The organism is Streptomyces sp. NPDC006516 (genome assembly GCF_040611875.1).
In the GTDB taxonomy this organism is placed as follows: Bacteria; Actinomycetota; Actinomycetes; order Streptomycetales; family Streptomycetaceae; genus Streptomyces.
The window spans coordinates 185,497-209,331 of the sequence record NZ_JBEXPD010000013.1 but is presented as its reverse complement, the minus strand read 5'-3'; the positions used below and the strand labels follow the sequence as shown (position 1 = coordinate 209,331).

Here is a 23,835-nt window from a genome sequence, read left to right as displayed (position 1 = left end):
CGTGGCCACCCCGGGCCCCGGAGGCGAGTCGCCTCCGGGGCCCGGGGTGTGATGCGCGGCTGGTCAGGCGTTCTGCGACGCCTTGGCCGCCGGGGAGGCGGTGGAGTCGTCGACCTGCGCGGAGTCCGTGACCTCGGTGACCTGCGCGGCGTCTGCGACGTCGGCGTGCGCGGCGTCGCCGGAGTCGGCGGCCGGCGCCTCCGGCTTCGCGGCGCCCCGCAGCGGTACCTCCTTGACGAACAGCGCCGCCAGCAGGGCGATCACCGCGACGGAACCACCGACCAGGAAGGCGATGTGCGTACCGGAGGCGACGGCGTGCTCGTACGCCTCGCGGGCCGCGTCCGGGAGCTTCGCCAGGCTCGCGGCGTCCAGCTGTGCGGACCGCTCCGTCACCGCGCCACCGCCGCGGGCCGCCATCTCGTCCTGCACGCGCCCGGTGAAGAGGGCGCCCATGATCGCGACTCCGAAGGAACTGCCGAGCGTGCGGAAGAGGGTGGTGGCGGAGGAGGCGACACCCATGTCCTTGAGCTCGACGCTGTTCTGCGCGACGAGCATCGTGATCTGCATCAGGAAGCCCATGCCCGCGCCGAGCACCGCCATGAAAACACCGGAGGTGAAGCGCGAGGTGCCGGTGTCCATGGTGGCGAGCAGGAAAAGACCGGCGACCATCAGGATGCTGCCGAGGATCGGGAAGATCTTGTACTTGCCGGTGCTGGTGGTGATCCGGCCCGCGACCAGCGAGACGACCATCATCGAGAGCAGCAGCGGCAGGAGGAGGAGCCCGGAGTTGGTCGCGGAGGCCCCCTGGACCGACTGCTGGTAAAGCGGGAGGAAGAGCACCGCTCCGAACATCACGAAGCCCACCATGAAGCCGACCACCGACATGAGGGTGAAGTTGCGGCTTCGGAAGATGTGCAGCGGCATGATCGGTTCGGCGGCCTTCGTCTCGACGAAGACGAACCCGACGAGGGAGGCCACGCCGAGCGCGATCAGCTCCATGATCACGGCCGAGCTCCAGGCGTACTCCGTACCGCCCCAGGTGGTGACCAGCACGATCGCGGTGATGCCCACGGTGAGGAGGGCGGCGCCCGGATAGTCGATCCGGGCCGTCGACCGCTCCTTGCGGGGGAGGTGCAGGACAGCGGTGACCATGGCCAGCGCGACGGCGCCCAGCGGGATGTTGATGTAGAAGCTCCAGCGCCAGCCCAGGTGGTCGGTGATGGTGCCGCCGACCAGCGGTCCGCCGATCATGGCGATCGCCATCACGCCGGCCATCATGCCCTGGTACCTGCCGCGCTCCCGGGGCGGAACCAGGTCACCGAGGATCGCCATGACTCCGACCATCAGGCCGCCGGCGCCGAGTCCCTGGACCGCGCGGAAACCGATCAGCTGGCTCATGTCCTGGGCCATACCGCTCAGCACCGAACCGATCAGGAAGATCACGATGGACGTGAGGAACACGCCCTTGCGCCCGTAGAGGTCGCCGAGCTTGCCCCAGATCGGGGTGGAGGCCGCGGTGGCCAGGGTGTAGGCCGTGACCACCCAGGACAGATGTTCCATTCCGCCCAGGTCGCCGACGATGGTCGGCATCGCGGTGCCGACGATCAGATTGTCGAGCATGGCCAGCAGCATCGTGATCATCAGGGCGAGAACGACCACCCTGACGCTGCGTGCCGCCGGCTCGGCCGGTGTCTCCGCCGCCTTCTCGAGTTCCGCCATGTCGTCTCCCCTGACCCCTGATCCCCTGAAACACCTGGTCTGCCACCACCCGGGCCCTTACTTGCCGCCCGGCTAGCTGACTACACTGAGGGAAGGTAGACCCGTAACTAGCCGGGCGTCAAGTAAGTTCTTGGGAGAGTCGCATGGGCAGCACGCCGCAGCCGCGCCGGGGCAACACCCGCCAGCGCATTCAGGACGTCGCCCTGGACCTCTTCGCCGAGCAGGGGTACGAGAAGACCTCGCTCCGCGAGATCGCGGAGCGGCTCGGGGTGACCAAGGCGGCGCTGTACTACCACTTCAAGACCAAGGAAGACATCCTCACCAGCATCTTCGAGGACCTGAACCGGCCGATCGAGGAGCTCCTGGAGTGGGGCAGGCAGCAGCCGCGGACCCTGGAGACGAAGAAGGAGATCCTGGTCCGCTACAGCCAGGCGCTGGAAGCGGCCTCACCGCTCTTCGTCTTCATGCAGGAGAACCAGTCGACGGTGCGCGAGCTGAAGATCGGCCACACCATCAAGCAGCGGGCCGTCTCCCTGGTCGACCTGATCAAGGATCCCGACGCGGCGCTCGCCGACCAGGTGCGCTGCTTCACCGCGCTCATGGCCATGCACGCGGGCGTGTTCGCCCTCAGGGACGCCGAAGGCGACCCCGGTGAGAAGCGCAGGGCTGCTCTCGAGGTCGCCTTCGAGCTGGTGACCAGGGCCCACGATCAGGGCCCCGACGGCGCCGCGTAGGACGGGCGCCGGGTCACGTCAGATGTGGACGTGCACGGAGTTCAGGAACGAGACCGGGTTGATCGCCGAGCCGTAGTTCGGAGTGGTCCGGATCTCGAAGTGCAGGTGCGGGCCGCTGGAGTTTCCGGTGTTGCCGGACAGGCCGATCTTCTCGCCCGTCTTCACACGGTCGCCGATCTTCACGTCGATCTTCGACAGGTGCGCGTACTGCGAGTACTTGCCGTTGGCGTGCTTGATCACGATGGCGTTGCCGTACGCGGGACCGTCGCCGCCACCGTTCGGGCCGGCCTTGACGACCCGGCCGGTGTGCGCGGCCTCGACCTTGGTGCCGATCGGCACCGCGAAGTCCTGGCCGGAGTGCTTGCTGGCCCAGCGGTCGCCACCGGTGCCGTAGGTGGCACTCAGCACGTACTTGTTGACCGGGGCCTCCCAGGCGGCCTTCTTCTTCGCCGCGGCCTTCTTCTTGGCAGCGGCCTTCTTCTTGGCCTCGGCCTTGTCCGCCTTCGCCTTCTCGGCGGCCTTGCCCTGGGCGGTCGCCTGCTGGGCGACGGAGCCCGCGGTGGTCGTACCGGCGAGGGCGGCGGTGTCCGTAGTGCCGGACGCGAACGCCGCGCCCGCACCGAACACCATCGACGCACCCAGGCCGGCGGCCACGACGGCGCCACTGACGCGGGACATGGACGGGCGGCGGGAGTGCTGGAACGTAACGCGCTTCGACATGCGGTGAGAACCTCCGGGGTGACTGGACCCGGTGCTCGGACCGGGCTTGCTCCACCTTGGTAACCCGCACCCCCGGCAACACTCAAACCCCCCATCTACGAACAAAAGCCGTAGTGAAGGGGACGGGAATTCACTCTGGTCACCCATCCCGAGGCGGCAGACGATCTCCCCGGATATTTTCCGGCGTGCGGGTTTAAGCCCAGCTCCAAAGGCGTCCTTCCCGGACACTGCCCGCCAATACGGGCATACCAACCCAAACGCCGAAAGCCTCAGCCGAGGCGGGCCGAAAGTCCCTCCGCCGATCTCCGCCCTTTCTCCTACCGTGCCTAGTAGGCCTCGAAAGGCCTGTGCGCCTTGTCACCGCCGGTGGGCCCGAAGCCTGTCCGTTTCGGGACCTTCGGCCCTGCGGCCTGACTACGCTGACCGGCACCTGCACAGCACCCCGGGGGGAAACAGATGACCGACGACACCGCCCATGGCCTGGACGGCATCGAGCTCGCCGACGCCGTGGAATCGATCCGCAACCAGCTCGTCGACGCGGCGACCCGCGCCACCGGCACACCCGTCGCCTTCTCCGTCGGCGACATCCAGATGGAGTTCACGCTCGAACTCCGCCGGGAGAACAAGGCAGGGGGCAAGGTGAAGGCCTGGGTCGTGGAGGCGGGCGCCGACACCTCCCGGTCCACCGGCACCACGCACAAGGTCGCCTTCACCCTCACCCCCCGCAACGCCGTGACCGGGGCGGCCTGGGAGATCGGCGACGAGGAGGCGGGAAGCACCGACCACTTCGGTGACGTCACGACGGCCGCGCGGTGAGCCTCCTCCAGCCGGCCGACCGCACGGTGGTGGTCTCCGGCGCCCTTCAGGGCAGCGGGGTCCTGCTCACCGACCGGCTGGTACTGACCTGCGCCCATGTGGTCAAGAGCGGCAGTCGCTGCTACCTCGCCCATCCCGCCCTCGGCTCACGGATCGCGGCGTCCGTCGCCTGGATCGACCACGACCTCGACGCGGCCCTGCTCCAGACCGAGGTGCAGGTGATCGAGGCGGGACCCGTGCGGCTCGGTCTGGTGGACACCCGTCAAGCCATCCACGGCTGCGAGATCACCGGCTTCCCGCGCATCCAGCGGTACGGCGCCGAGAAGCGCGTGGAAGCCGACCAGTACACCGCGACCGTCCTGCCCATGGCGGGCCGGCTGCGCAGGCTGCTGGTCTGCGATCTCGACCAGCCGCCGGCCGTACGGCCCGACGAGGAGCCCTCCGTGCTCGCCGGCCTCTCCGGCGGCCCCGTGTTCGCGGGGGACGTACTGCTCGGCATCGCCCGCCAGGTGCCACGGCAGCGCGGCGGCAGACGGGTCGAATGCGTCCCCCTCGGCCCGGTACTGAGCGCGGGCCCGTTCCGGCTCGTCTACGAGCAGACCGGCCCCCGCCTCCAGTACGAGAGCGTCCGGGGCCACTTCCCCGAGGACCTGCGGTACGAGGAGGCGTACGCGGCCTCCATCGGCGCCGCCTACCGGCGTACGAAGATCTTCGGTCTGGACGAGCTGGGACGGCACGACTCACAGTGGGACCTGGACACGGCCTACCTGAGCCTGGAGGCGCAGTCCCAGCCCCGATCGCTCGCGGTCCCGCCCACAGGGCCCCAGCGGGTCGACGCGCTTCTCGCCGACCGCCCTCGGGTCCTGCTCCGGGGCGACGCGGGCGCCGGAAAGACCACGCTCCTGTGGTGGCTGGCCGCCCATACGTCGGCACGCACCCTGAGCGACGCCCTGGAACCGCTCAACGGCCTGATCCCCTTCGTCGTCCCGCTGCGGACCCTCCGGGCCCGGGGCAGCAGCTTCCCCGGGCCGGCGGAGCTGTCCGAGGCAGCCGGCCTGGTGATCGACCGGGCGCCGGACGGCTGGGCGGGCCGGGTGCTGGAATCGGGCCGGGCACTCCTGCTGGTCGACGGCCTGGACGAGGTTCCCCCCGAGGAACGGGAACAGGCACACGCGTGGCTCTCCCAGCTCCTGCTCCGCTACCCGGACACCCGCTGCGTCGCCACCGTCCGCCCGCTGGCCGTGGAACCGGGCTGGCTGGACTCCGAGGGCTTCGAGGAGCTGCGGCTGCTGCCGATGCGGAACGAGGACATCCAGTCCTTCGTGAGGTCCTGGCACAGGGCGGCGCGGCTGTCCGAGGACGACGAGGACCTGGAGAGGCTGACCGAACTGGAACGGGACCTCTCCCGGCAGTTCGCGCAGAACTCCATCCTCCGGGACCTGGGCCGCACCCCGCTGCTGTGCGCGGTGATCTGCGCCCTGCACCGCCGCCGCGAGGGCTTCCTCCCGGAGACCCGCTGGAAGCTGTACCGCTCGGCGCTGGAGATGCTGCTGGGCCACCGCGACCGGCGGCGCCGGATCGAGCGCCCCGAAGGCATCGTCATGGACGTCGAGGAGCACACCCAGCTCCTCCAGCGCATCGCGGTGTGGCTGGTGCGCGAGGGCCAGTCGGAGTTCACCCGCGAGCAGGCTCTGCGGCAGCTGGACCGCGCCCTGCCCGGGATGGGCCGGGTCAGCGCCCAGGGCACGGCCGACCAGATCCTGACCCACCTCCTGAACCGCAGCGGCCTGCTCCAGGAGCACACGGACGAGACGTACCAGTTCGCCCACCGCACCTTCCAGGACTTCCTCGCCGCGAAGGAGCTCATCGAGGACGACCACCTCGGGGAACTGCTCGGGCACGCCGGCGAGGAGCAGTGGCAGGACGTCATCCTGCTGTCGGCCGGCCACTGCGGGCGCAGGGAGCTTCCCCTGCTGGTGGAAGGGCTGCTGGACGCGGGTCTGGCCTACCGGGAGGGGACCTCGCGCCGCACCGGCCTGTACGTCCTGGCCGCCCTGTGCGAGCAGCACGCGGCGTGGCTGGAGGGAGAGGTACGGGAACGGCTCCGGCGCTCGATGGAGGCCCTCTTCCCACCCTCCGGCGAAGGCCACGTGCAGGAACTGACCCGGCTCGGCGACGCGGCACTGGCCTTCCTGCCCGCACCGGGGAGTGTGCCGACCGACAGTCCACCCGCCGTGCGTATGGTGCAGTTGCTCAGCCGGATCGGCGGCCGCGCGGCGATCGGGCACGTCCGGGAATGGGCAGCCGCCCACCCGTCGGTGATCAGTGACGTCGCGACGAACTGGGCCGCCTTCCCGCCCGATGAGTTCGCCACCGAGGTGCTGGCCCACTGGGACCTCGCCCGCGACTACGTCGTGGCCCAACGGCCGCAGTTGTCCGCCCTGCGCCGCCTGCCGACGCTGCGAAAGCTCGCCCTCATCGGTGACCTTCCGGAGGACGAGCTGCGCGCCGCGCTGGAAGACCTCCAGCTCACGGCGCTCCACCTCCACGCGAACACCCGAGCCGTGGACCTCGCCGCGCTCGGCTCCCAGAGCAGTACGTTGCGGCATCTGAGACTCCAGGCCTGTCCGGCCGTTGAGAGCCTCGCGCCGCTCGTGGACCTGGCCGTGCTCGACACGTTGCAGGTGCACGCGTCCGGCTGCCCTGCCGACTTCCTGTCTCCGGTGCCGGGCTTGGCGCGGCTGACCCGCCTGGACGTCACCGGCCTCGCATCCGGCGAACTGAGCGCGTTGCCCGTCCACCCGGGGGTGGTTCGTCTGCGCGTGGGTAGCGACCGGGCAGTGGTGCTGGACGGGCTGTCTGCCTGGGAATCGCTGTCGGGTCTGAGGATCGGTCAGGTCAGCCGGCTCGACCACCTGCTGACAGCCCTGGGGGCGAACCCACGGATCACCTTCCTCGAACTCGATTCCCTGCCATGGGAGTACCCGGCGTTCACGGTCCCTCCGGTGACCTCCCTGAAGTGCCTCACCGTGCGAGCCCCCCGGGACGGCGCCCACCTGCCGGCGGTCTGCCGGCTCTTCCCAGGACTCAGCGACCTGGTCCTGACCACCGCCTCTTCCACCGGAGAACTGGATCTCACCTCACTGCACCCGTGGCCCGGGCTGCGCGTGACGGTTGTCGGCGATCGTGTGCCCGCGCTCCGAGGGCGGGACGGGCTGGGTGACCGGCTCAGCGTGGTCGCCTACTGATCCGCTCTGAGGCCCCCGCCACAGAAAAGGGGCTGCCCCGGACCGAAACCGGTCCGGGGCAGCCCCTTCGACGCTCAGGCGCTACGCGCCCTACGCCTCCTTCGTCAGGTTCGGGCCGCCGCCCGCCGCCTGCTCGATCGGCGGGACGTCGGGCAGTGCCGACTTCTCCTCGCCACGGAACGAGAACTTCTTCTCGTCCCCTTCGCCCTCGGTGTCCACGACCACGATGTGACCGGGGCGCAGCTCACCGAAGAGGATCTTCTCCGAGAGGATGTCCTCGATCTCGCGCTGGATCGTCCGGCGCAGCGGCCGGGCGCCCATCACGGGGTCGTAGCCCTTCTTCGCCAGGAGCGACTTGGCCTCGGCGCTGAGCTCGATGCCCATGTCGCGGTCCTTGAGGCGCTCATCCACCTTGGCGACCATCAGGTCGACGATCTGGATGATGTCTTCCTCGGTCAGCTGGTGGAAGACGACCGTGTCGTCGACACGGTTGAGGAACTCGGGCCGGAAGTGCTGCTTGAGCTCTTCGTTGACCTTGACCTTCATCCGCTCGTAGTTCGTCTTGACGTCGCCCTGGGCGGCGAAGCCCAGGTTGAAGCCCTTTGAGATGTCCCGGGTCCCGAGGTTGGTCGTCATGATGATGACCGTGTTCTTGAAGTCCACGACCCGGCCCTGGGAGTCGGTCAGACGACCGTCTTCCAGAATCTGGAGCAGGGAATTGAAGATATCGGGGTGGGCCTTCTCGACCTCGTCGAAGAGGACGACGGAGAACGGCTTGCGGCGCACCTTCTCGGTGAGCTGGCCACCCTCCTCGTAACCCACGTAACCGGGGGGCGAACCGAAGAGGCGGGAAACCGTGTGCTTCTCGCTGAACTCCGACATGTCGAGGGAGATCAGCGCGTCCTCGTCGCCGAAGAGGAATTCGGCGAGCGTCTTGGAGAGCTCCGTCTTACCGACACCGGACGGGCCGGCGAAGATGAACGAGCCACCGGGGCGCTTCGGGTCCTTCAGGCCGGCTCGCGTACGGCGGATCGCCTGCGAAAGGGCCTTGATGGCGTCCTTCTGCCCGATGACGCGCTTGTGGAGCTCGTCCTCCATGCGCAGCAGACGCGAGGACTCCTCCTCGGTCAGCTTGAAGACCGGGATACCTGTGGCGGTGGCCAGGACCTCGGCGATGAGCTCCCCGTCGACCTCGGCGACGACGTCCATGTCGCCGGCCTTCCACTCCTTCTCCCGCTTGGCCTTCGCCGCCAGCAGCTGCTTCTCCTTGTCGCGGAGCGAAGCTGCCTTCTCGAAGTCCTGGGAGTCGATGGCCGACTCCTTGTCGCGGCGGACGCCCGCGATCTTCTCGTCGAACTCGCGGAGGTCCGGCGGCGCGGTCATCCGGCGGATGCGCATCCGGGAACCGGCCTCGTCGATCAGGTCGATCGCCTTGTCCGGCAGGAAGCGGTCCGAGATGTAGCGGTCGGCCAGGGTCGCGGCCTGGACCAGCGCCTCGTCCGTGATCGAGACCCTGTGGTGGGCCTCGTAACGGTCGCGCAGACCCTTGAGGATCTCGATGGTGTGCGGCAGCGACGGCTCCGCGACCTGGATGGGCTGGAAGCGGCGCTCGAGCGCGGCGTCCTTCTCCAGGTGCTTGCGGTACTCGTCGAGCGTCGTGGCACCGATGGTCTGGAGCTCGCCTCGCGCCAGCATGGGCTTGAGGATGCTCGCCGCGTCGATCGCGCCCTCGGCGGCGCCCGCACCCACGAGGGTGTGGAGCTCGTCGATGAACAGGATGATGTCGCCGCGGGTGCGGATCTCCTTCAGGACCTTCTTCAGGCGCTCCTCGAAGTCACCTCGGTAGCGGGAACCCGCCACCAGGGCACCGAGGTCGAGGGTGTAGAGGTGCTTGTCCTTGAGGGTCTCGGGCACCTCGCCCTTGACGATGGCCTGGGCCAGGCCCTCGACGACCGCCGTCTTGCCGACGCCGGGCTCGCCGATGAGCACCGGGTTGTTCTTCGTACGGCGGGAGAGCACCTGCATGACCCGCTCGATCTCCTTCTCGCGCCCGATGACCGGGTCGAGCTTGGATTCGCGAGCGGCCTGGGTGAGATTGCGGCCGAACTGGTCCAGCACCAGGGACGTGGAGGGCGTGCCCTCCGCGGGGCCCCCGGCGGTGGCCGCCTCCTTGCCTCCCGAGTACCCGGAGAGCAGCTGGATGACCTGCTGCCGCACCCGGTTCAGGTCGGCGCCCAGCTTCACGAGGACCTGGGCCGCGACGCCCTCGCCCTCGCGGATCAGGCCGAGCAGGATGTGCTCCGTGCCGATGTAGTTGTGGCCGAGCTGAAGGGCCTCGCGGAGCGACAGCTCCAGGACCTTCTTGGCCCGGGGGGTGAAGGGGATGTGCCCGGACGGGGCCTGCTGGCCCTGACCGATGATCTCCTCCACCTGCTGGCGGACCGCCTCGAGCGAAATCCCGAGGCTCTCCAGGGCCTTAGCGGCGACACCCTCACCCTCGTGGATCAGGCCCAGGAGGATGTGCTCGGTGCCGATGTAGTTGTGGTTGAGCATCCGGGCTTCTTCCTGAGCCAGGACGACAACCCGCCGCGCGCGGTCGGTGAACCTCTCGAACATCGTTAATCGCTCCTCAGAGCGGTCAGGCAGTAAGGGGTCGGTCCCCTCCCTGTCCTTCCGCAGCTTAGTCCCGCAAGCGGGGACCGCTCATTTCAACTGCCGACACCCGGCCCTGCTTCCCGGGGGTTCTCCCGCCCCGAACGCCGACAACTGCTCCAACCCGATGGTGCGAGACGATGTTCCCGCAGGCCAGGCAGATAGCCCTTTCGCCAGTACGCCGATGGCGAACGTGAGACGTTTTTGCCCGCGTGTCGCCCCTTCCCACTAGGGATGTCTTACCCGCACCCACTGACAGTCCATGCGGCGCACCCCCGTTTACTCCGCTACGGGCGAACAACTTCGCGCCGCCGGACGCTCCCGCACTCCCCCGTGGTAGGCACACGACGGAGCCGATCATGCGCACTGCGTAACCCGGAGGCCGGTTCGGGGGTTCATCGGACATGGCTTCCCTCGTCCCGCCTCCCCGCTCGTCACCCGAATCGGACGGCTGCGCGCGGTGGTACGCCCGCGAGCTGGACTGGGCCACGACGGGCACATCGCCGGTACGGCTGCTCACAGGGCTGCGCTTCGACGTGCTGGAGGTGCCGGCCGCGGCTGGTCACGCGGCGCTGCGCCGCGTGGGGCCCACCGGCCCGGTGGCACTGGCGGGTGGTCGCATGCGGCTGCTGGTGGCCGCGGGCAGCGCGGAGGAACTCCCCGGGCTGCTCGGCTGGCTGGAGTGGGGCGGGATCTCCCTCGACCTCACCGCCATCGGCCACGGCGGGCACATCACGGCTCCGCTGCCGCCCGACTCGGCAGCGGCGGGCTCGCCGGGGGCCGCGTTCTGGCTGCGGCCCCCTGGGACGCGCCAGGAGGTGGAGCTGTCACTCCCGGCCCTCGGCGGCCTCGGGAGCAGGGGTGGGGATGCTCCCGATCTCGTACGACTCGTCGACGCGGCGGCCACGGAGTGCCACCGGGTCAGGCTCACGCACGCACGGACACGCCTGCGGGCCCATCGGCCGACAGGTCAGCCGTTGGCCTTCTCGTAAGCCTCGCGGATCTCGGCCGGAACTCGACCACGGTCATTCACATTGTGGCCGTTCTCGCGCGCCCACCTACGGATCTCCGCGGTGTCCTTGTTGCCACCCGTGACGGCGCGGCCCTTGCCACGGCCGGTCGCGGCGCGACCACCGGTGCGACGGCCACTCTTGGTGTACGGCTCGAGAAGACCACGGAGCTTGTCCGCGTTGGTCGTCGTGAGGTCGATCTCGTACGTCTTGCCATCCAGAGCGAACGTCACTGTCTCGTCCGCCTCGCCACCGTCGAGGTCGTCAACAAGAAGGACCTGAACCTTCTGTGCCACCGGATTTCCTTTCATCGAAAATGCAGTACGCGGAAAGGAAACCGCTTTTCCCGGGAAAACACAAACCCCTGGGAGAGGTTCAGGAGTGCAAGAACACGGGAAACATGCGCGATTCGGACATAGGGTTCCGGAGTCTTCCGCCGTTCACAGGTGCAGAAGCATCCGGCTGTTGCCCAAGGTGTTCGGCTTCACTCGTTCGAGACCCAGGAACTCGGCGACACCCTCGTCATAGGAACGCAGCAGCTCACTGTAGACATCTCCGTCGACCGGCGTCTCTCCGATCTCGGTGAAGCCGTGTGCGGCGAAGAAGTCGACTTCGAAGGTGAGACAGAAAACCCGGCGCACACCGAGCCAGCGCGCGGTCTGCAAGAGCTTGTCCAGCACCTGGTGTCCGACTCCGGCGCCCTTGATGCGGGGATCGACGGCGAGAGTACGGACTTCGGCGAGGTCTTCCCACATCACGTGGAGTGCGCCGCAGCCGACGACACGGGCGTCCTCGTCGCGTTCGGCGACCCAGAACTCCTGGATGTCCTCGTAAAGCGTCACCGTCGCTTTGTCGAGCAGGATGCCTTCGGAGACGTAGTCGTCAAGGAGTGTCCGGACAGCGGTCACATCGCTCGTCCTGGCGCGGCGGACGGTGATGGCCGGCCTATTTACCGACGGGCCGGTATGAAGATCTGTGCCCCGCGCCGTTTCCGGGCCGGGACGAGCTCCCGTTAGCGACTCGGTACGGTGCTCGGTTTGTGGCTGCTCTGAGGACATCCCCCGACGCTATCTCCCGCTCTCCGGCGGCGCTTCATCGGCTGCGGCCTCGTCATCCGGCGCGCTCCCGGACGGTTCGGGGAAGGCGGGCGCGACGACGCGCATCGCGTCACCGAGAGCCTCGCGTTGCTCCGCGGACATCATGCCGAAGAAGGCGACCAGCGCGGCGGCGGGGTTGTCACTCCGGGACCACGCTTCGTTCATCAGTGCGGCCGAGTATGCGGCGCGGGTGGAGACCGCCGTATATCGATATGCGCGGCCGTCGACTTCGCGGCGCACCCAGCCCTTCTGATGGAGATTGTCCATTACCGTCATGACGGTCGTGTACGCGATGGACCGTTCCTGTTGCAGGTCCTCGAGAACTTCCCGCACCGTGACCGGCCGGTTCCATTGCCAGACCCGTGTCATCACGGCGTCTTCCAGCTCTCCCAATTGGCGAGGCACAGCATCACCTTAGTGCTAGATGTCTGGAATGGGATATTTCTGGGACGACAAAAGGGCGCACGACTCCACGGGAGCCGTGCGCCCTTCGTGCTCGGGTCCGGGCCGGACGCCCTGGCTAGGCGCGCGGCGCCTGTTCGGCGGCTTCGGCGCGGGCGATCGCCGCGTCCACGGCGGCGTCCTCCTTGGCCTTGTTGGGGCCGCCCTGGCTCTTGATGATCGTCACGACGACGCCGACGAAGAAGACGGCCATCACCACGGGGGGAACGAGCGCGGATACGTAGTCCATGCCGTCCAGGGTAGCGAGCCCGGCATTCCGGCCGGTCCCGGGCACCCCTCCCAGGCGTGGCGCGCCTCAGGAGGCGGCGCGCTCCTCCGGCGGGGCCGCCGGTGCGGGCCTGCGTCGGGGCGGGAAGACCTCGGACGGTTTCGGCGCCGGACGCTCGCCGGGGGAGGACGGCCGGGACGGGGCGGAGGGCCGCGCCGGCGCCGGGGGCCGCTCGGGCTCCTCGGCCGCCGCCATACCGCCGGCGAGGGCCAGCAGCCTGCCGCGCGGCGCGGGCGCGGTGACGGGCACCGCGCGCCCTGCGAGGCGCGCCCGGACCGAGCGCTCCGCGAGCACCTGGCAGCGCTCCAGGAGGGCCGCGGCGACCCGCCCGCCGCGCAGGGCGCGCAGAGCCGCGAGGTCGTCGGGACGGGGGTCGTAACCCGCCGCGAGGGCGTCCTGGAGGAGCTCCAGGTAGCCGCTGAGCGAGCCGGGGAGCGCTTCGCGGTAGCGGGCGAGATCGGCGAGGAGGAAGGCGCGCAGCCGGCCGGCCTCGCTCACCGCCTCGTCCACCGCACCCGCGAGCCGCAGGCAGTCCTGGACATCCTCTTCCGGCAGGGGCGTGGGGTGGAGGGCGGTGGCGAGAGCGTGTCGGAGCACCCGGAGCTCGTCCGCGCTGAACGCCATGCCGCCGCGTGATCCGTAGGGCGTGGGCATGCCGCGACAATACGTGCTAAATGGACAAAATCCGCTTAACTGGCCGCTCGGCGGCGCGGCGTCGGGCACCGCGCCGCCGAGCCGTTCCCGCAGGTGGCCATGGGCGTGCGCTACATCCGGGCGAGGTTCCGCTCGTACACGAGGCGCAGCCCGATGAGCGTCAGCCAGGGTTCGTGCTCGTCGATGACTGAGGAGTCCTTCAACACCATCGGAGCAAGGCCCCCGGTCGCGATGACCGTGACCTCGTCGGGGTCGGCCGCGAGCTCCTTCTTCATCCGCTCCACGACACCGTCGATCTGGCCGGCGAAGCCGTACACGATGCCGGACTGCATGGCCTCGACGGTGTTCTTGCCGATCACGCTGCGCGGCCTGGCCAGCTCGATCTTGCGCAGCTGGGCGCCCTTCGCGCCGAGGGCCTCCACCGAGATCTCGATACCGGGCGCGATCACCCCGCCCGCGTACTCGCCACGCGCGGACACCGCGTCGAAGGTGGTGGCGGTGCCGAGGTCGACGACGATCGCCGGGCCTCCGTAGAGCTCGACGGCGGCGACCGCGTTGACGATGCGGTCCGCGCCGACCTCCTTCGGATTGTCCATCAGGACGGGCACACCCGTCTTGACGCCCGGCTCCACGAGGACCGCCGGGACATCGCCGTAGTAGCGGCGGGTGACCTCGCGGAGTTCGTGCAGCACGGCGGGGACGGTCGAGCAGATCGCGATGCCCTCGATGCCGTCGCCGAGCTCCATGCCGAGCAGGGGGTGCATGCCCATCAGACCCTGGAGCAGCACGGCGAGCTCGTCGGCGGTACGGCGGGAATCGGTGGAGATCCGCCAGTGCTCGACGATCTCCTCGCCGTCGAACAGGCCCAGGACGGTGTGGGAGTTGCCGACGTCGATGGTGAGCAGCATCAGGCGTCGGCCCCGTCGGTCGGCGTGACGTCGCGGAAGTCCAGGCCGATGTCGAGGATCGGCGAGGAGTGCGTGAGCGCGCCGACGGCCAGGTAGTCCACCCCTGCCTCGGCATAGGCCCGGGCGGAGTCCAGGGAGAGCCGGCCCGAGGACTCCAGCAGGGCACGGCCTCCGACGAGAGCGACGGCCTCGGCGGTCGCGGACGGGGTGAAGTTGTCCAGCAGGATCAGGTCGGCGCCCGCGTCGAGCACCTCGCGTACCTGCTCCAGGGTGTCGACCTCGACCTCGATCGCCAGCTCCGGGTAGGCCTTCCTGACGCGCGTGAACGCCTCGGCGACTCCTCCGGCGGCGATCACGTGGTTGTCCTTGACCAGCGCGGCGTCCACGAGCGACATCCGGTGGTTGACACCGCCGCCGCAGCGCACCGCGTACTTCTCCAGGGCGCGCAGTCCCGGAGTCGTCTTGCGGGTGTCACGGACCTGGGCCTTCGAGCCTTCGAGCACGTCGGCCCAGGCACGGGTCGCCGTGGCGATCCCGGAGAGCCGGCAGAGCAGGTTGAGCGCGCTGCGCTCGCCGGTGAGCAGGTCACGCGTGCGGGTGGTGACCGTCAGCAGCTTCTGCCCCGGCACGACGCGGTCGCCGTCCTCGACGTGCCGCTCGACCTCGAACTCCTCGGTGCAGACGATGGACAGGACGGCCTCGGCGACACGCAGACCGGCCACGACGCCCGCCTCACGCGCGGTGAAGTCGCCGGTGGCGACGGCGTCCGCCGGGACGGTCGCGACGGTGGTGACGTCCTCGCCTCCGTCGAGGTCCTCCTCGATGGCCACGTGGGCGATGTCCTCGACCTGCACCGGGTCCAGCCCGGCCTCGGACAGCAACTGGGCGAGCGCGGGGTCCAGCCCGCACTCCAGGCCGTCGGGGTCGTAGCCGTCACCGCAGCCGCAGCCGTCGCCGCAGCCGCCCCCGGACTCGGCGGGTGCGCCGATGTGGATCAGCGGTACGTCCACGGGTGTGGGGCGCGGATTCTCTTCGGGCGTGCTCACGGTTACGGCTCCTCGGGGGCGTCGGCGGGCTGGTTGCGGAGGCTGGTGGGCGGTGCTGTGTCCGCCGGGTTCCCGGGGTCGGCGGCACGGGGGTCCAGGGCACGTACGGGCGGGAACGCGGCACCGTCCGTCGTGCGGACCACGGGCTGCCGGTCGGGGGTGACGCGCACGACGAGGTGCCGGAGCCAGCCGGAGTCGTCGCGGTCCGGGAAGTCCTCGCGCCAGTGGCAGCCACGGGTCTCCTCGCGCTCACGGGCGGCGGCGACCAGCACCCGCGAGACGAGCAGCAGGTTGGTGGCCTCCCATGCCTCGACCCCGGGCACCGCGTCCTTGGAGCCGGCTTCCTCCGTGGCGGCGGTCAGCCGGAGCGCTTCCAGCTCCTGCGCCGCGGTGGCGAGGCTGGTGGCGGAGCGGATCACTCCGGCGCCCCTGGTCATGATGCGCTGGATCGTGGTGCGGGACTCGGCGGTGAGCAGCGGGACGGTCCGCGAGTCCGCCTCCAGCTCGGGTATGCGCCCGGACCCGGCCCGGGGCGCGTCCCCGCTCGCGGCCGCGGCCGGAGCGCCGGTGATGTCCGCCGCGATGCGCTCGGCGAAGACCAGGCCCTCCAGCAGGGAGTTGGAAGCGAGCCGGTTCGCGCCGTGCACGCCCGTGCAGGCGACCTCCCCGCAGGCGTACAGGCCGGGCACGGTCGTACGGCCGCTGAGGTCCGTGCGCACGCCGCCCGAGGCGTAGTGGGCGGCGGGGGCCACAGGGATCGGCTCGGTCACGGGATCGATGCCATGGGCACGGCAGGCGGCCAGGATCGTCGGGAAGCGCTGTTCCCACATCTCGGCGCCGAAGTGGCGGGCGTCGAGGTACATGTGCTCGGTGCCCTGGAGATGCATCTGGCGGGTGATGGCCTTGGCGACGATGTCACGGGGAGCCAGCTCGGCGAGCTCGTGCGTGCCGAGCATGAAGCGGGTGCCGGACGCGTCGACGAGATGGGCGCCCTCGCCCCGCACGGCCTCGGACACCAGCGGCTGCTGGCCTTCCGAGTCGGCGCCCAGAAACAGGACGGTCGGATGGAACTGGACGAATTCCAGGTCGCTGACCTCCGCGCCCGCCCGCAGCGCGAGCGCCACCCCGTCGCCCGTGGAGACCGGGGGGTTGGTGGTGGCGGAGAAGACCTGGCCCATGCCTCCGGTGGCCAGGACCACGGCGGGGGCGCGGACGGCACCGACGCCGTCGTGCTGGCCCTCACCCATGACGTGCAGGGTGACGCCTTCGGTACGGCCTTCCGCATCCGTGAGGAGGTCCAGGACCAGGGCGTTCTCGATGGTGCGCAGGGCGGCCGAGCGCACCGCGCCGACCAGGGCGCGGGAGATCTCGGCGCCTGTCGCGTCGCCTCCGGCGTGCGCGATACGGCGGCGGTGGTGGCCGCCCTCACGGGTCAGGGCGATCGCGCCGGTGTCCGTGGTGTCGAAGTGGGCACCGGTGTCGATCAGCCTGCGTACGGCGTCGGGGCCCTCCGTGACGAGGGCGCGCACGGCGGCCTCGTCGCACAGCCCGGCCCCGGCGACCAGGGTGTCGTCCAGGTGCTGCTGGGGGGTGTCGCCCTCGCCGAGCGCCGCGGCGATGCCGCCCTGTGCCCAGCGGGTGGAACCGTCGTCGAGGCGCGCCTTGGTGACGACGACGGTGGCGAGGCCGGCCGCGGCGCAGCGCAGGGCGGTGGTCAGACCGGCCACACCGGAGCCGACCACGACCACGTCCGCTTCGATGGCCCAGCCGGGGGCGGGGGCTGTCAGCCGTATTCCGGTCACGTGAGGGCTCCGAGAGTCAGCGGGATGTTGTCGATCAGCCGGGTGGCGCCCACCCGCGCGGCGACGGCGAGGAGCGCCTCGCCGGTGACGCGGTCGTCCGGGATCTCGGTGAAGTCGGCCGGGTCCACGAGCGCCACGTAGTCCAGGACGAGCGGCACGGCGGCCTCGGCGGCCTCGTCCAGCACGGCCTGCGCGGCGGCCCGCACCGCGGCGGGCGCGACGGTCGGCCTGGCCAGCGCCACCGCCTGGGTGTCGGCGGCGGCCCGGGCCTCCCCGAGCCGGGTGAGGGCGGCGGCCCGGCCCTGACGGTCGGGGACCGTCCTGGCGCGGGCGTGCAGCGCCTGCTGGGCGGCCAGCCGGTCACGGGCGGCGAACAGGGCGCGGGGCAGGGCCAGCGCGGTGTGGCGCTCCTCGGCGGAGAGGAAGCGGTTGCGGCTGGAGAGGGCGAGCCCGTCCGGGTCGCGGACGGTCGGTACGGCGACGATGTCGATGCCGAAGTTGAGGTCCCTCACCATGCGGCGGACCAGCGCCAGCTGCTGGGCGTCCTTCTGGCCGAAGAACGCCGCGTCCGGCCGGGTGAGATGGAGGAGCTTGGCGACGACGGTGAGCATGCCGTCGAAGTGCCCGGGGCGGTGGGCGCCCTCCAGCCGCTCGCCCATGGGGCCCGAGGTGATCCTGACCTGCGGGTCACCGCCGGGGTAGACCTCCTCGACGGCCGGCGCGAAGACCGCGTCGGCCCCCGCCTCCGAGGCGACGGCGAGGTCGGCGTCCAGGGTGCGGGGGTAGCGGTCGAGGTCGGCCGCCTCTCCGAACTGGAGCGGGTTGACGAAGACCGTGACCACGACCTGGCCGTCGGGCCCCGCCGCGGCCCGCGCCGCGCGGATCAGGGTGGCGTGGCCCTCGTGGAGCGCGCCCATCGTCATGACGACGGCGCGACGGGCCCCGGGGGCCCGGCCGAGGGCGTCCAGCTCCGCGGCGGTGCTGAGGAGGGTGACGGGTGCGGTGTTCATCGGCTCTCCCCCGGTCCGGACTGGTCCGGGCCCTGTGTTCCGTTCGTCCCGTTCATGGGATCGCTGTCCGAGAGGACGCCGAGGAGGTCCTCCGCGAGCTCCGGCTTGAGCAGCCCGTGGTCCAGCGCCCGGTCGGCCGTGGCGCGGGCCATGGCGAGGTATCCGGCCACCGTCTGCGGGGCGTGCCGCCTCAGCTCGTGGATGTGCGCGGACACCGTACCGGCGTCCCCCCGGGCGACGGGGCCGGTCAGGGCCGCGTCGCCGGAGCGCAGGGCGTTGTCGAGCGCGGCCCCGAGCAGGGGCCCGAGCATCCGGTCCGGGGCGCCCACGCCGGCCTTGCCGAGCAGTTCCATGGACTGTGCGACGAGGGTGACGAGGTGGTTCGCACCGAGGGCGAGTGCCGCGTGGTAGAGCGGCCGGGACTCCTCCGCGATCCATTCGGGCTCGCCGCCCATCTCGATGACGAGCGCCTCGGCGGCGAGCCTGAGCTCCTCAGGGGCGGTGACCCCGAAGGAACAGCCGGCCAGCCGCTGGACGTCGACGGAGGTGCCGGTGAAGGTCATCGCCGGATGCAGCGCGAGCGGGAGCGCGCCGGCCCGCAGAGCCGGGTCGAGCACCTTCGCGCCGTAACGTCCGGAGGTGTGCACGAGCAGCTGGCCGGGCCGCACGGCGCCGGTCTCGGCGAGTCCTTCGACCAGGCCGGGCAGCGCGTCGTCCGGCACGGTCAGCAACACGAGCTCTGCCCGGGCGAGCACCTCGGCGGGGGTCACCAGGGGTACGTCGGGGAGCAGCGCGGCGGCCCGGCGCACCGACGCGTCGGAGACGCCGGACACCGCTACCGGGCGGTGCCCGGCGAGCTGCAGCGAGGCGGCGAGTGCGGGGCCGACCCGCCCCGCGCCCACGACTCCTACGGTGAGGCGGGCAGGGCGGTCCCTCGCGTCGAGGGGTTCCTTCGAAACTGATGCGTTCACGCGGCGACGGCCTTCCGTTCCAGTCCGCGGGGGGTACCGGACGATTCCTCTGAATGCTACGCCAGCGTTTCCGCGCAGCCCGCGACCGTCCACACCCTGTGGATAACTTCTGACGACAGGGGAACCCGCGGTAGGGCCGCTCCGGCGGTCCGGGTGATGATCGTCCCATGGGAGTCACCGATGAGCAGAAACAGCGGAACCGCAGGCTGACCGCATGGCGGCGATCGGGAAAGGTGCTGGCGCGCGCCTCGGCGGACCACACCCTGGGAGAGCGGCTGACCGCGCTGGCCGCCGACGCCGGCACGGTCCACGACCTGGGTGAGTGGACGGATGTGTACGGCGACGGCGTCGTCGCCGAGGTCGAGCGGCGCACGGCGGACCTGCTGGGGACGGAGGCCGCGGCCTTCTTCCCGACCGGGACGATGGCCCAGCAGGTCGCGCTGCGCTGCTGGGCCGGTCGCACGGGCAGTCCGGTCGTGGCGCTGCATCCGCTCGCCCACCCCGAAGTACACGAACGGAGCGCCCTCACCTCGGTGAGCGGGCTGCGCACGGTGCATCCCACGCGCGCTCCCCGGCAGGCCACCGCCGAGGAGATCCGGGACTTCCCCGAGCCCTTCGGCACGCTCATGGTGGAGCTTCCGCTGCGGGACGCGGGATTCGTGCTGCCCTCCTGGGAGGAGCTGGAGGCAGCCGTGGCCGCCGCCCGCGAGCGGGACGCCGTGGTGCATCTGGACGGGGCACGGCTGTGGGAGTGCACGCCGCACCTCGGGCGGAGCCTCGCGGAGATCGCCGCGCTCGCCGACAGCGTGTACGTGTCGTTCTACAAGTCCCTGGACGGCCTCTCCGGTGCGGTGCTCGCCGGCTCCGAGTCACTGGTCGAGGAGGCCAGGACCTGGCGCCACCGGTACGGCGGCCAGGTCTTCCAGCAGTATCCGGCGGCCCTCTCCGCCCTGCTGGGACTGGAGCGGGAACTGCCGAGGCTGCCGTCGTACGTGGCGCACGCGAAGGTGGTCGCCGGCGCTCTGGCGGAGGGCTTCGGCGACTCCGCCGTGCCATGGTTCCGGGTGCACCCGGAACCGCCGCACACGCACCAGTTCCAGGTCTGGCTGCCGTACGCGGCGGACGTCCTGGACGAGGCCTCGGTGCGGCAGGCCGAGGAGACGGGTGTGACCCTCTTCCGGCGCTGGTTCGCGGCTCCGGCCGGGCCGCCCGGACTCTCGTACACCGAGGTCACGGTCGCGGCACCAGGGCTGGAGTGGACGGCCGGGGACGTCGGGGAAGCGGTGGCGGATTTCGTGGCGCGGCTGGCGTAGGCGCCTCATGCCAAGGGCGGGCGGTGGGCGGCCGTCCAGGCGCGGATCCGCTCACGGACCGAGCGCAGGACCTCCCGGTCGTGGGTGCCGGGCGGCGGGGGCGGCGCCACGCCCTGCCGAGCCGCCCGATAGCTGTCGAGCATCTGCTGCTGAACGCTGTCCATGCCTCCAGCCTGAACCCGTCGCCGCAGGTCCGCCCGTGGACCGACGACCGCGGTCAACCGTGGTCCGGGCCCGTCCGCGCACCCCGCACCATGGAGGGGTGAGCGTGCACATCGACATCGCGGGCCTGCCTCCCGAGCGCATAATCTTCGAGACCTCCCCTCTGGCCGAGCTGGGGCTCGCCCTGCACGCGCTCTCCGAGCCGGGCCACCACCCCGGCCTGCACGGCTGGGCGACGGCGACCTCCGCCGCCCTGGAGCCCGACCTCGCGGACCGGCTCCACGAGGCGGAGTTCCTCTGGCGGCACACCTTCTCCGACGTCTTCATGCCCTTCGCCGGTGTCCGGGGCGGAGACGGCAGGACCGGCACGACCCTTGCCGAGGACCTGGACATCCTGGACAAGCTCGACGACGAGCGCTTCGTCTCCGCCGCCCTCGAGTTCACCTGCACGAGCCTGTACGGCACGGGGGCGCCGTCACCCCTCACCGACACCGCGATGCGTGACCGCGCGCTGCACATGGCCGCGGCCCGAGGGGCTCAGCAGCTGGAGTTCACCCAGCAGCTGCTGGACGATCCCGGCGCCGTACGCGGCTGGATCAGGCGTCTCCTGGAGGACTGCGACCAGGCCTTCTTCGCCGACACCTGGCGGCGGGCGCAGGTCCAGCTCGTCGCCGACGCCCGGCACAAGACGGAACTCCTGCGGCACAAGGGCGTCCCGGCCGCGCTGAGCGCGGTCTCCGCGGCCCTGTCCCTGGACGAGGAGGCCGGCAGGATCAGCGTCGACAAGCTGACCCAGGGCAGGACCGACTTCTCGGGGTCTGCGGGCCGCGCCGGGCTCACCCTCATCCCGACCAGTTTCGGGTGGCCGCACCTGATGGTGCTGCACGCCCCGGGATGGCGACCAGTGATCCACTACCCGGTGCACCGCCCCGAACTGCCCTCCCCCGCCTCCGTCGAGCTGCTCCGGCTGCGGATGGAGGCACTGGCCCACCCGATGCGCATGCGGATCTGCCGCGACCTGGCCCGCTCCCCGTACTCGACCGGCGAACTCGCCTCCTCGCACGGCATCACACCGCCCGAGGTCTCCCGCCACCTCGCGGTGCTCAAGAAGGCCGGCCTGATCACCACCCGGCGGCGCGGGAGGTACGTCCTGCACTCCCTGGACCTGACGGTGGTGGCCCGGCTCGGCAGCGACTTCCTCGAGGGCGTGCTCCGCTGATCTGAGGGGCGGTCAGCCGCCGCCGCAGGGTCTCCCGCTCGGCGGGCCCAGCGGTCAGGCCGCCCCGCCACCCGCCCTGACCAGCCCCGTCTCGTACGCGAGAACGACGACCTGCACGCGGTCGCGCAGCGCCAGTTTGGTGAGGATGCGGCCGACGTGGGTCTTCACGGTCGCCTCGGAGAGCACCAGTCGCGCCGCGATCTCGCCGTTCGACAGCCCCTGGGCGACCAGCAGCATCACCTCGCGCTCGCGCTCGGTCAGCTTCCCCACCTGCTTGTTCTGCGGCTCCGGCGTGGTGCTCGGCAGCATCGGGGAGAAGCGGTCGAGCAGCCGGCGGGTCGTGGAAGGGGCCACCACGGCATCACCGCTGTGCACCGAGCGGATGGCGGAGAGCAGCTCGCCCGGGGGCACGTCCTTGAGCATGAAGCCGCTCGCCCCCGCCTTCAGACCTGAGAAGGCGTACTCGTCCAGATCGAACGTCGTCAGGATCAGCACCTTGGGCGGATCGGTCTGCGCGCAGATGCGCCGGGTCGCCTCGACGCCGTCGAGACGTGGCATGCGGACGTCCATCAGCACCACGTCGACGGCCGTGGACCGCAGGACCTCGATCGCCGCGGCTCCGTCACCCGCCTCCGCGACGACCTCCATGTCCGGCTGGGCGGCGAGGACCATCCGGAACCCCGTGCGCAGCAGCACCTGGTCGTCGACGAGCATCACGCGGATCGCCATGAGGTGTCCTGTCCTTCCGTCACTGGTTGGCGGGCTTGAGCGGAAGCAGGGCGCTGATCCGGAAGCCGCCGCCCTGGCGCGGGCCGGCGTCCAGCGTGCCGCCCACCATGCCGACCCGCTCGCGCATGCCGATCATCCCTTGTCCCGCGCCGTCGATCCCGCCGTCCTCGTACAGCTCGTGCGGCGCCCCTCGGCCGTCGTCCTCGACGAGGAGGCCCAGTCCGTCGTCGAAGTAGACCAGCCGCACGCTCGCCCCCGCGTTCGGGCCGCCGTGCTTACGGGTGTTGGTGAGAGCCTCCTGCACGATGCGGTAGGCGGTCAGCTCGACCCCGCTCGGGAGCGGGCGCGGGGTGCCCTCGATCTTGAAGTCCACCGCCAGCCCGGTCTCCCTCACCTTGCCGACGAGCTCCTCGATCTGCTCGACGTCGGGCTGGGGGACGTACTCCCCGCTCTCCTGCGCGTCTCCGGTCCTGAGCACCCCGAGCAGCCGCCTCATCTCGGCCAGTGCCTGGCGGCCGGTGCCGGAGATGGTCTCCAGTGCCTGCCGGGCCTGGTCCGGGGAGGAGTCCATCACGTACGCGGCACCGTCGGCCTGGACCACCATCACCGAGACGTTGTGCGCCACGACATCGTGCAGCTCGCGGGCGATACGGGCGCGTTCGGCGGCCACGGCCACCTTCGACTGCGCCTCACGTTCGCGCTCCAGCCGGGCGGCACGCTCCTCCAGCTGACTGAAGTAGGCCCGCCGGGTGCGTACCGAGTCGCCGAGCACCCAGGCCAGGACGAACGGCACGGTCATGATGACGACGTAGCCGACGGTCTGCGCCCAGCCGCCCGTCGGGGCGTCGTCGGGCCAGCGGAGCCGCGAGATCCCGGCCGCCGCCAGGCTGCACCCGAGGGCGAGCCGGGACGCCCACCGCTCCCCGACCGTGGCCACGGTGTAGGTGATCACCAGCATGGCGAAGTCGGCCACGTCCGGCCGCACGCCGAACAGCAGTTGCGCGACGCCCATCAGGATCGCGAGCAGCAGCATCTTCTCCGGCGCACGGCGGCGCAGCGCGACGACGGCGCACAGCCCGACGGCGATCGGCACCGCGGCGATGCGTTCCAGGCTGTCGCCGGTCCGGTCGGCCACGATGGACACGCCGGAGAACCCGAGGAGGCCGACAGCCCAGAGGATGTCGACGCCCGTCGGGTGTCTGCGGATGAAATCGTAGAAGCGCTGCACGTTACCCAGCGTAGGGACAGCTGATCGGTACCAGGTCAGCCGAAGGACCGATCCGGCTCCTGGGACC

General features: G+C 70.8%; 22 protein-coding genes. 6 read left to right on the top strand and 16 right to left on the bottom strand.

The window, feature by feature from the left end; translation table 11 throughout:
* Positions 1 to 63: 63 nt before the first annotated feature.
* On the bottom strand, positions 64 to 1,719 hold the full coding sequence (locus ABZY45_RS28845; protein WP_356744505.1) for an MDR family MFS transporter: 1,656 nt from the start codon (positions 1,717 to 1,719) through the stop codon (positions 64 to 66).
* Between the two features lie 143 nt (positions 1,720 to 1,862).
* Here ABZY45_RS28845 and ABZY45_RS28840 point away from each other — a divergent pair, with 143 nt between their 5' ends.
* Complete coding sequence (locus tag ABZY45_RS28840) at positions 1,863 to 2,453, top strand: helix-turn-helix domain-containing protein (RefSeq protein WP_356744503.1); 591 nt, start codon at positions 1,863 to 1,865, stop codon at positions 2,451 to 2,453.
* A gap of 18 nt (positions 2,454 to 2,471) precedes the next feature.
* Here ABZY45_RS28840 and ABZY45_RS28835 read toward each other — a convergent pair whose 3' ends face one another.
* Positions 2,472 to 3,173: a M23 family metallopeptidase gene (locus ABZY45_RS28835; RefSeq protein ID WP_356744501.1), complete on the bottom strand. Its 702-nt coding sequence runs from the start codon at positions 3,171 to 3,173 to the stop codon at positions 2,472 to 2,474.
* Positions 3,174 to 3,629: 456 nt separating this feature from the next.
* Between ABZY45_RS28835 and ABZY45_RS28830 the strand changes: the two genes are divergently transcribed.
* Entirely contained in the window at positions 3,630 to 3,989 is a 360-nt protein-coding gene (locus ABZY45_RS28830) for a trypco2 family protein (RefSeq protein ID WP_356744499.1), read from the top strand.
* Positions 3,986 to 7,237 carry an NACHT domain-containing protein gene (locus ABZY45_RS28825; protein WP_356744496.1) on the top strand — a complete coding sequence of 1,084 codons (3,252 nt, stop codon included), beginning with the start codon at positions 3,986 to 3,988 and terminating at the stop codon, positions 7,235 to 7,237. The genes ABZY45_RS28830 and ABZY45_RS28825 overlap by 4 nt, the downstream gene beginning before the upstream one ends.
* Before the next feature lie 90 nt (positions 7,238 to 7,327).
* On the opposite strand, the gene ABZY45_RS28820 is transcribed toward ABZY45_RS28825, so the two are convergent.
* Positions 7,328 to 9,853 (bottom strand): ATP-dependent Clp protease ATP-binding subunit, encoded by a 2,526-nt coding sequence (locus ABZY45_RS28820; RefSeq protein ID WP_145809607.1) that lies wholly within the window; start codon positions 9,851 to 9,853, stop codon positions 7,328 to 7,330.
* Between the two features lie 440 nt (positions 9,854 to 10,293).
* Between ABZY45_RS28820 and ABZY45_RS28815 the strand changes: the two genes are divergently transcribed.
* Positions 10,294 to 10,881, top strand: a complete 588-nt coding sequence (locus tag ABZY45_RS28815) for an SCO3374 family protein (RefSeq protein ID WP_356744493.1) — start codon at positions 10,294 to 10,296, stop codon at positions 10,879 to 10,881.
* Here the strand turns inward: ABZY45_RS28815 and ABZY45_RS28810 are convergent.
* From ABZY45_RS28810 to ABZY45_RS28765, 10 genes are all read right to left on the bottom strand, one after another.
* Positions 10,860 to 11,195, bottom strand: coding sequence for an Lsr2 family protein (locus tag ABZY45_RS28810; RefSeq protein ID WP_073750230.1), 336 nt, complete (start codon positions 11,193 to 11,195; stop codon positions 10,860 to 10,862). The genes ABZY45_RS28815 and ABZY45_RS28810 overlap by 22 nt on opposite strands.
* 144 nt (positions 11,196 to 11,339) lie before the next feature.
* Entirely contained in the window at positions 11,340 to 11,957 is a 618-nt protein-coding gene (locus tag ABZY45_RS28805; RefSeq protein WP_356744491.1) for an amino-acid N-acetyltransferase, read from the bottom strand.
* Between the two features lie 9 nt (positions 11,958 to 11,966).
* Positions 11,967 to 12,401, bottom strand: coding sequence for a BlaI/MecI/CopY family transcriptional regulator (locus tag ABZY45_RS28800; protein ID WP_356744489.1), 435 nt, complete (start codon positions 12,399 to 12,401; stop codon positions 11,967 to 11,969).
* A gap of 115 nt (positions 12,402 to 12,516) precedes the next feature.
* Positions 12,517 to 12,687 (bottom strand): hypothetical protein, encoded by a 171-nt coding sequence (locus ABZY45_RS28795; protein WP_356744487.1) that lies wholly within the window; start codon positions 12,685 to 12,687, stop codon positions 12,517 to 12,519.
* Positions 12,688 to 12,753: 66 nt separating this feature from the next.
* A complete protein-coding gene (locus ABZY45_RS28790; RefSeq protein WP_356744563.1) occupies positions 12,754 to 13,350 on the bottom strand; it encodes a hypothetical protein in 597 nt (198 codons plus the stop codon).
* Between the two features lie 140 nt (positions 13,351 to 13,490).
* Positions 13,491 to 14,288, bottom strand: coding sequence for a type III pantothenate kinase (locus ABZY45_RS28785; RefSeq protein WP_356744485.1), 798 nt, complete (start codon positions 14,286 to 14,288; stop codon positions 13,491 to 13,493).
* Positions 14,288 to 15,334, bottom strand: a complete 1,047-nt coding sequence (gene nadC, locus ABZY45_RS28780) for a carboxylating nicotinate-nucleotide diphosphorylase (protein ID WP_356744483.1) — start codon at positions 15,332 to 15,334, stop codon at positions 14,288 to 14,290. The genes ABZY45_RS28785 and nadC overlap by 1 nt, the downstream gene beginning before the upstream one ends.
* A gap of 2 nt (positions 15,335 to 15,336) precedes the next feature.
* Positions 15,337 to 17,136, bottom strand: a complete 1,800-nt coding sequence (locus ABZY45_RS28775; protein WP_356744481.1) for an L-aspartate oxidase — start codon at positions 17,134 to 17,136, stop codon at positions 15,337 to 15,339.
* A complete protein-coding gene (gene panC, locus ABZY45_RS28770) occupies positions 17,133 to 18,146 on the bottom strand; it encodes a pantoate--beta-alanine ligase (RefSeq protein ID WP_356744479.1) in 1,014 nt (337 codons plus the stop codon). Before panC ends, ABZY45_RS28775 begins: the two co-directional genes overlap by 4 nt.
* Positions 18,143 to 19,117: a DUF2520 domain-containing protein gene (locus tag ABZY45_RS28765; RefSeq protein ID WP_356744477.1), complete on the bottom strand. Its 975-nt coding sequence runs from the start codon at positions 19,115 to 19,117 to the stop codon at positions 18,143 to 18,145. The genes panC and ABZY45_RS28765 overlap by 4 nt, the downstream gene beginning before the upstream one ends.
* A 167-nt stretch (positions 19,118 to 19,284) precedes the next feature.
* Here ABZY45_RS28765 and ABZY45_RS28760 point away from each other — a divergent pair, with 167 nt between their 5' ends.
* Complete coding sequence (locus tag ABZY45_RS28760) at positions 19,285 to 20,430, top strand: beta-eliminating lyase-related protein (RefSeq protein WP_356744475.1); 1,146 nt, start codon at positions 19,285 to 19,287, stop codon at positions 20,428 to 20,430.
* A gap of 5 nt (positions 20,431 to 20,435) precedes the next feature.
* Here the strand turns inward: ABZY45_RS28760 and ABZY45_RS28755 are convergent, their stop codons facing one another.
* Complete coding sequence (locus ABZY45_RS28755; RefSeq protein WP_356744473.1) at positions 20,436 to 20,594, bottom strand: hypothetical protein; 159 nt, start codon at positions 20,592 to 20,594, stop codon at positions 20,436 to 20,438.
* Between the two features lie 104 nt (positions 20,595 to 20,698).
* Here ABZY45_RS28755 and ABZY45_RS28750 point away from each other — a divergent pair, with 104 nt between their 5' ends.
* Entirely contained in the window at positions 20,699 to 21,811 is a 1,113-nt protein-coding gene (locus ABZY45_RS28750; RefSeq protein WP_356744561.1) for a DUF5937 family protein, read from the top strand.
* A gap of 54 nt (positions 21,812 to 21,865) precedes the next feature.
* Here ABZY45_RS28750 and ABZY45_RS28745 read toward each other — a convergent pair whose 3' ends face one another.
* Positions 21,866 to 22,540, bottom strand: a complete 675-nt coding sequence (locus ABZY45_RS28745; protein WP_356744471.1) for a response regulator transcription factor — start codon at positions 22,538 to 22,540, stop codon at positions 21,866 to 21,868.
* Between the two features lie 19 nt (positions 22,541 to 22,559).
* On the bottom strand, positions 22,560 to 23,768 hold the full coding sequence (locus ABZY45_RS28740) for a sensor histidine kinase (protein ID WP_356744469.1): 1,209 nt from the start codon (positions 23,766 to 23,768) through the stop codon (positions 22,560 to 22,562).
* Between the last annotated feature and the right edge of the window lie 67 nt (positions 23,769 to 23,835).

Excerpts from the sequence above, each read along its gene's own strand:
- ABZY45_RS28845 (WP_356744505.1), bottom strand. The coding sequence starts at position 1,719 with ATGGCGGAACTCGAGAAGGCGGCGGAGACACCGGCCGAGCCGGCGGCA.
- ABZY45_RS28840 (WP_356744503.1), top strand. The coding sequence starts at position 1,863 with ATGGGCAGCACGCCGCAGCCGCGCCGGGGCAACACCCGCCAGCGCATT.
- ABZY45_RS28835 (WP_356744501.1), bottom strand. The coding sequence starts at position 3,173 with ATGTCGAAGCGCGTTACGTTCCAGCACTCCCGCCGCCCGTCCATGTCC.
- ABZY45_RS28830 (WP_356744499.1), top strand. The coding sequence starts at position 3,630 with ATGACCGACGACACCGCCCATGGCCTGGACGGCATCGAGCTCGCCGAC.
- ABZY45_RS28820 (WP_145809607.1), bottom strand. The coding sequence starts at position 9,853 with ATGTTCGAGAGGTTCACCGACCGCGCGCGGCGGGTTGTCGTCCTGGCT.
- ABZY45_RS28815 (WP_356744493.1), top strand. The coding sequence starts at position 10,294 with ATGGCTTCCCTCGTCCCGCCTCCCCGCTCGTCACCCGAATCGGACGGC.
- ABZY45_RS28805 (WP_356744491.1), bottom strand. The coding sequence starts at position 11,957 with ATGTCCTCAGAGCAGCCACAAACCGAGCACCGTACCGAGTCGCTAACG.
- ABZY45_RS28795 (WP_356744487.1), bottom strand. The coding sequence starts at position 12,687 with ATGGACTACGTATCCGCGCTCGTTCCCCCCGTGGTGATGGCCGTCTTC.
- ABZY45_RS28790 (WP_356744563.1), bottom strand. The coding sequence starts at position 13,350 with ATGGCGTTCAGCGCGGACGAGCTCCGGGTGCTCCGACACGCTCTCGCC.
- ABZY45_RS28785 (WP_356744485.1), bottom strand. The coding sequence starts at position 14,288 with ATGCTGCTCACCATCGACGTCGGCAACTCCCACACCGTCCTGGGCCTG.
- panC (WP_356744479.1), bottom strand. The coding sequence starts at position 18,146 with ATGAACACCGCACCCGTCACCCTCCTCAGCACCGCCGCGGAGCTGGAC.
- ABZY45_RS28760 (WP_356744475.1), top strand. The coding sequence starts at position 19,285 with ATGGGAGTCACCGATGAGCAGAAACAGCGGAACCGCAGGCTGACCGCA.
- ABZY45_RS28755 (WP_356744473.1), bottom strand. The coding sequence starts at position 20,594 with ATGGACAGCGTTCAGCAGCAGATGCTCGACAGCTATCGGGCGGCTCGG.
- ABZY45_RS28745 (WP_356744471.1), bottom strand. The coding sequence starts at position 22,540 with ATGGCGATCCGCGTGATGCTCGTCGACGACCAGGTGCTGCTGCGCACG.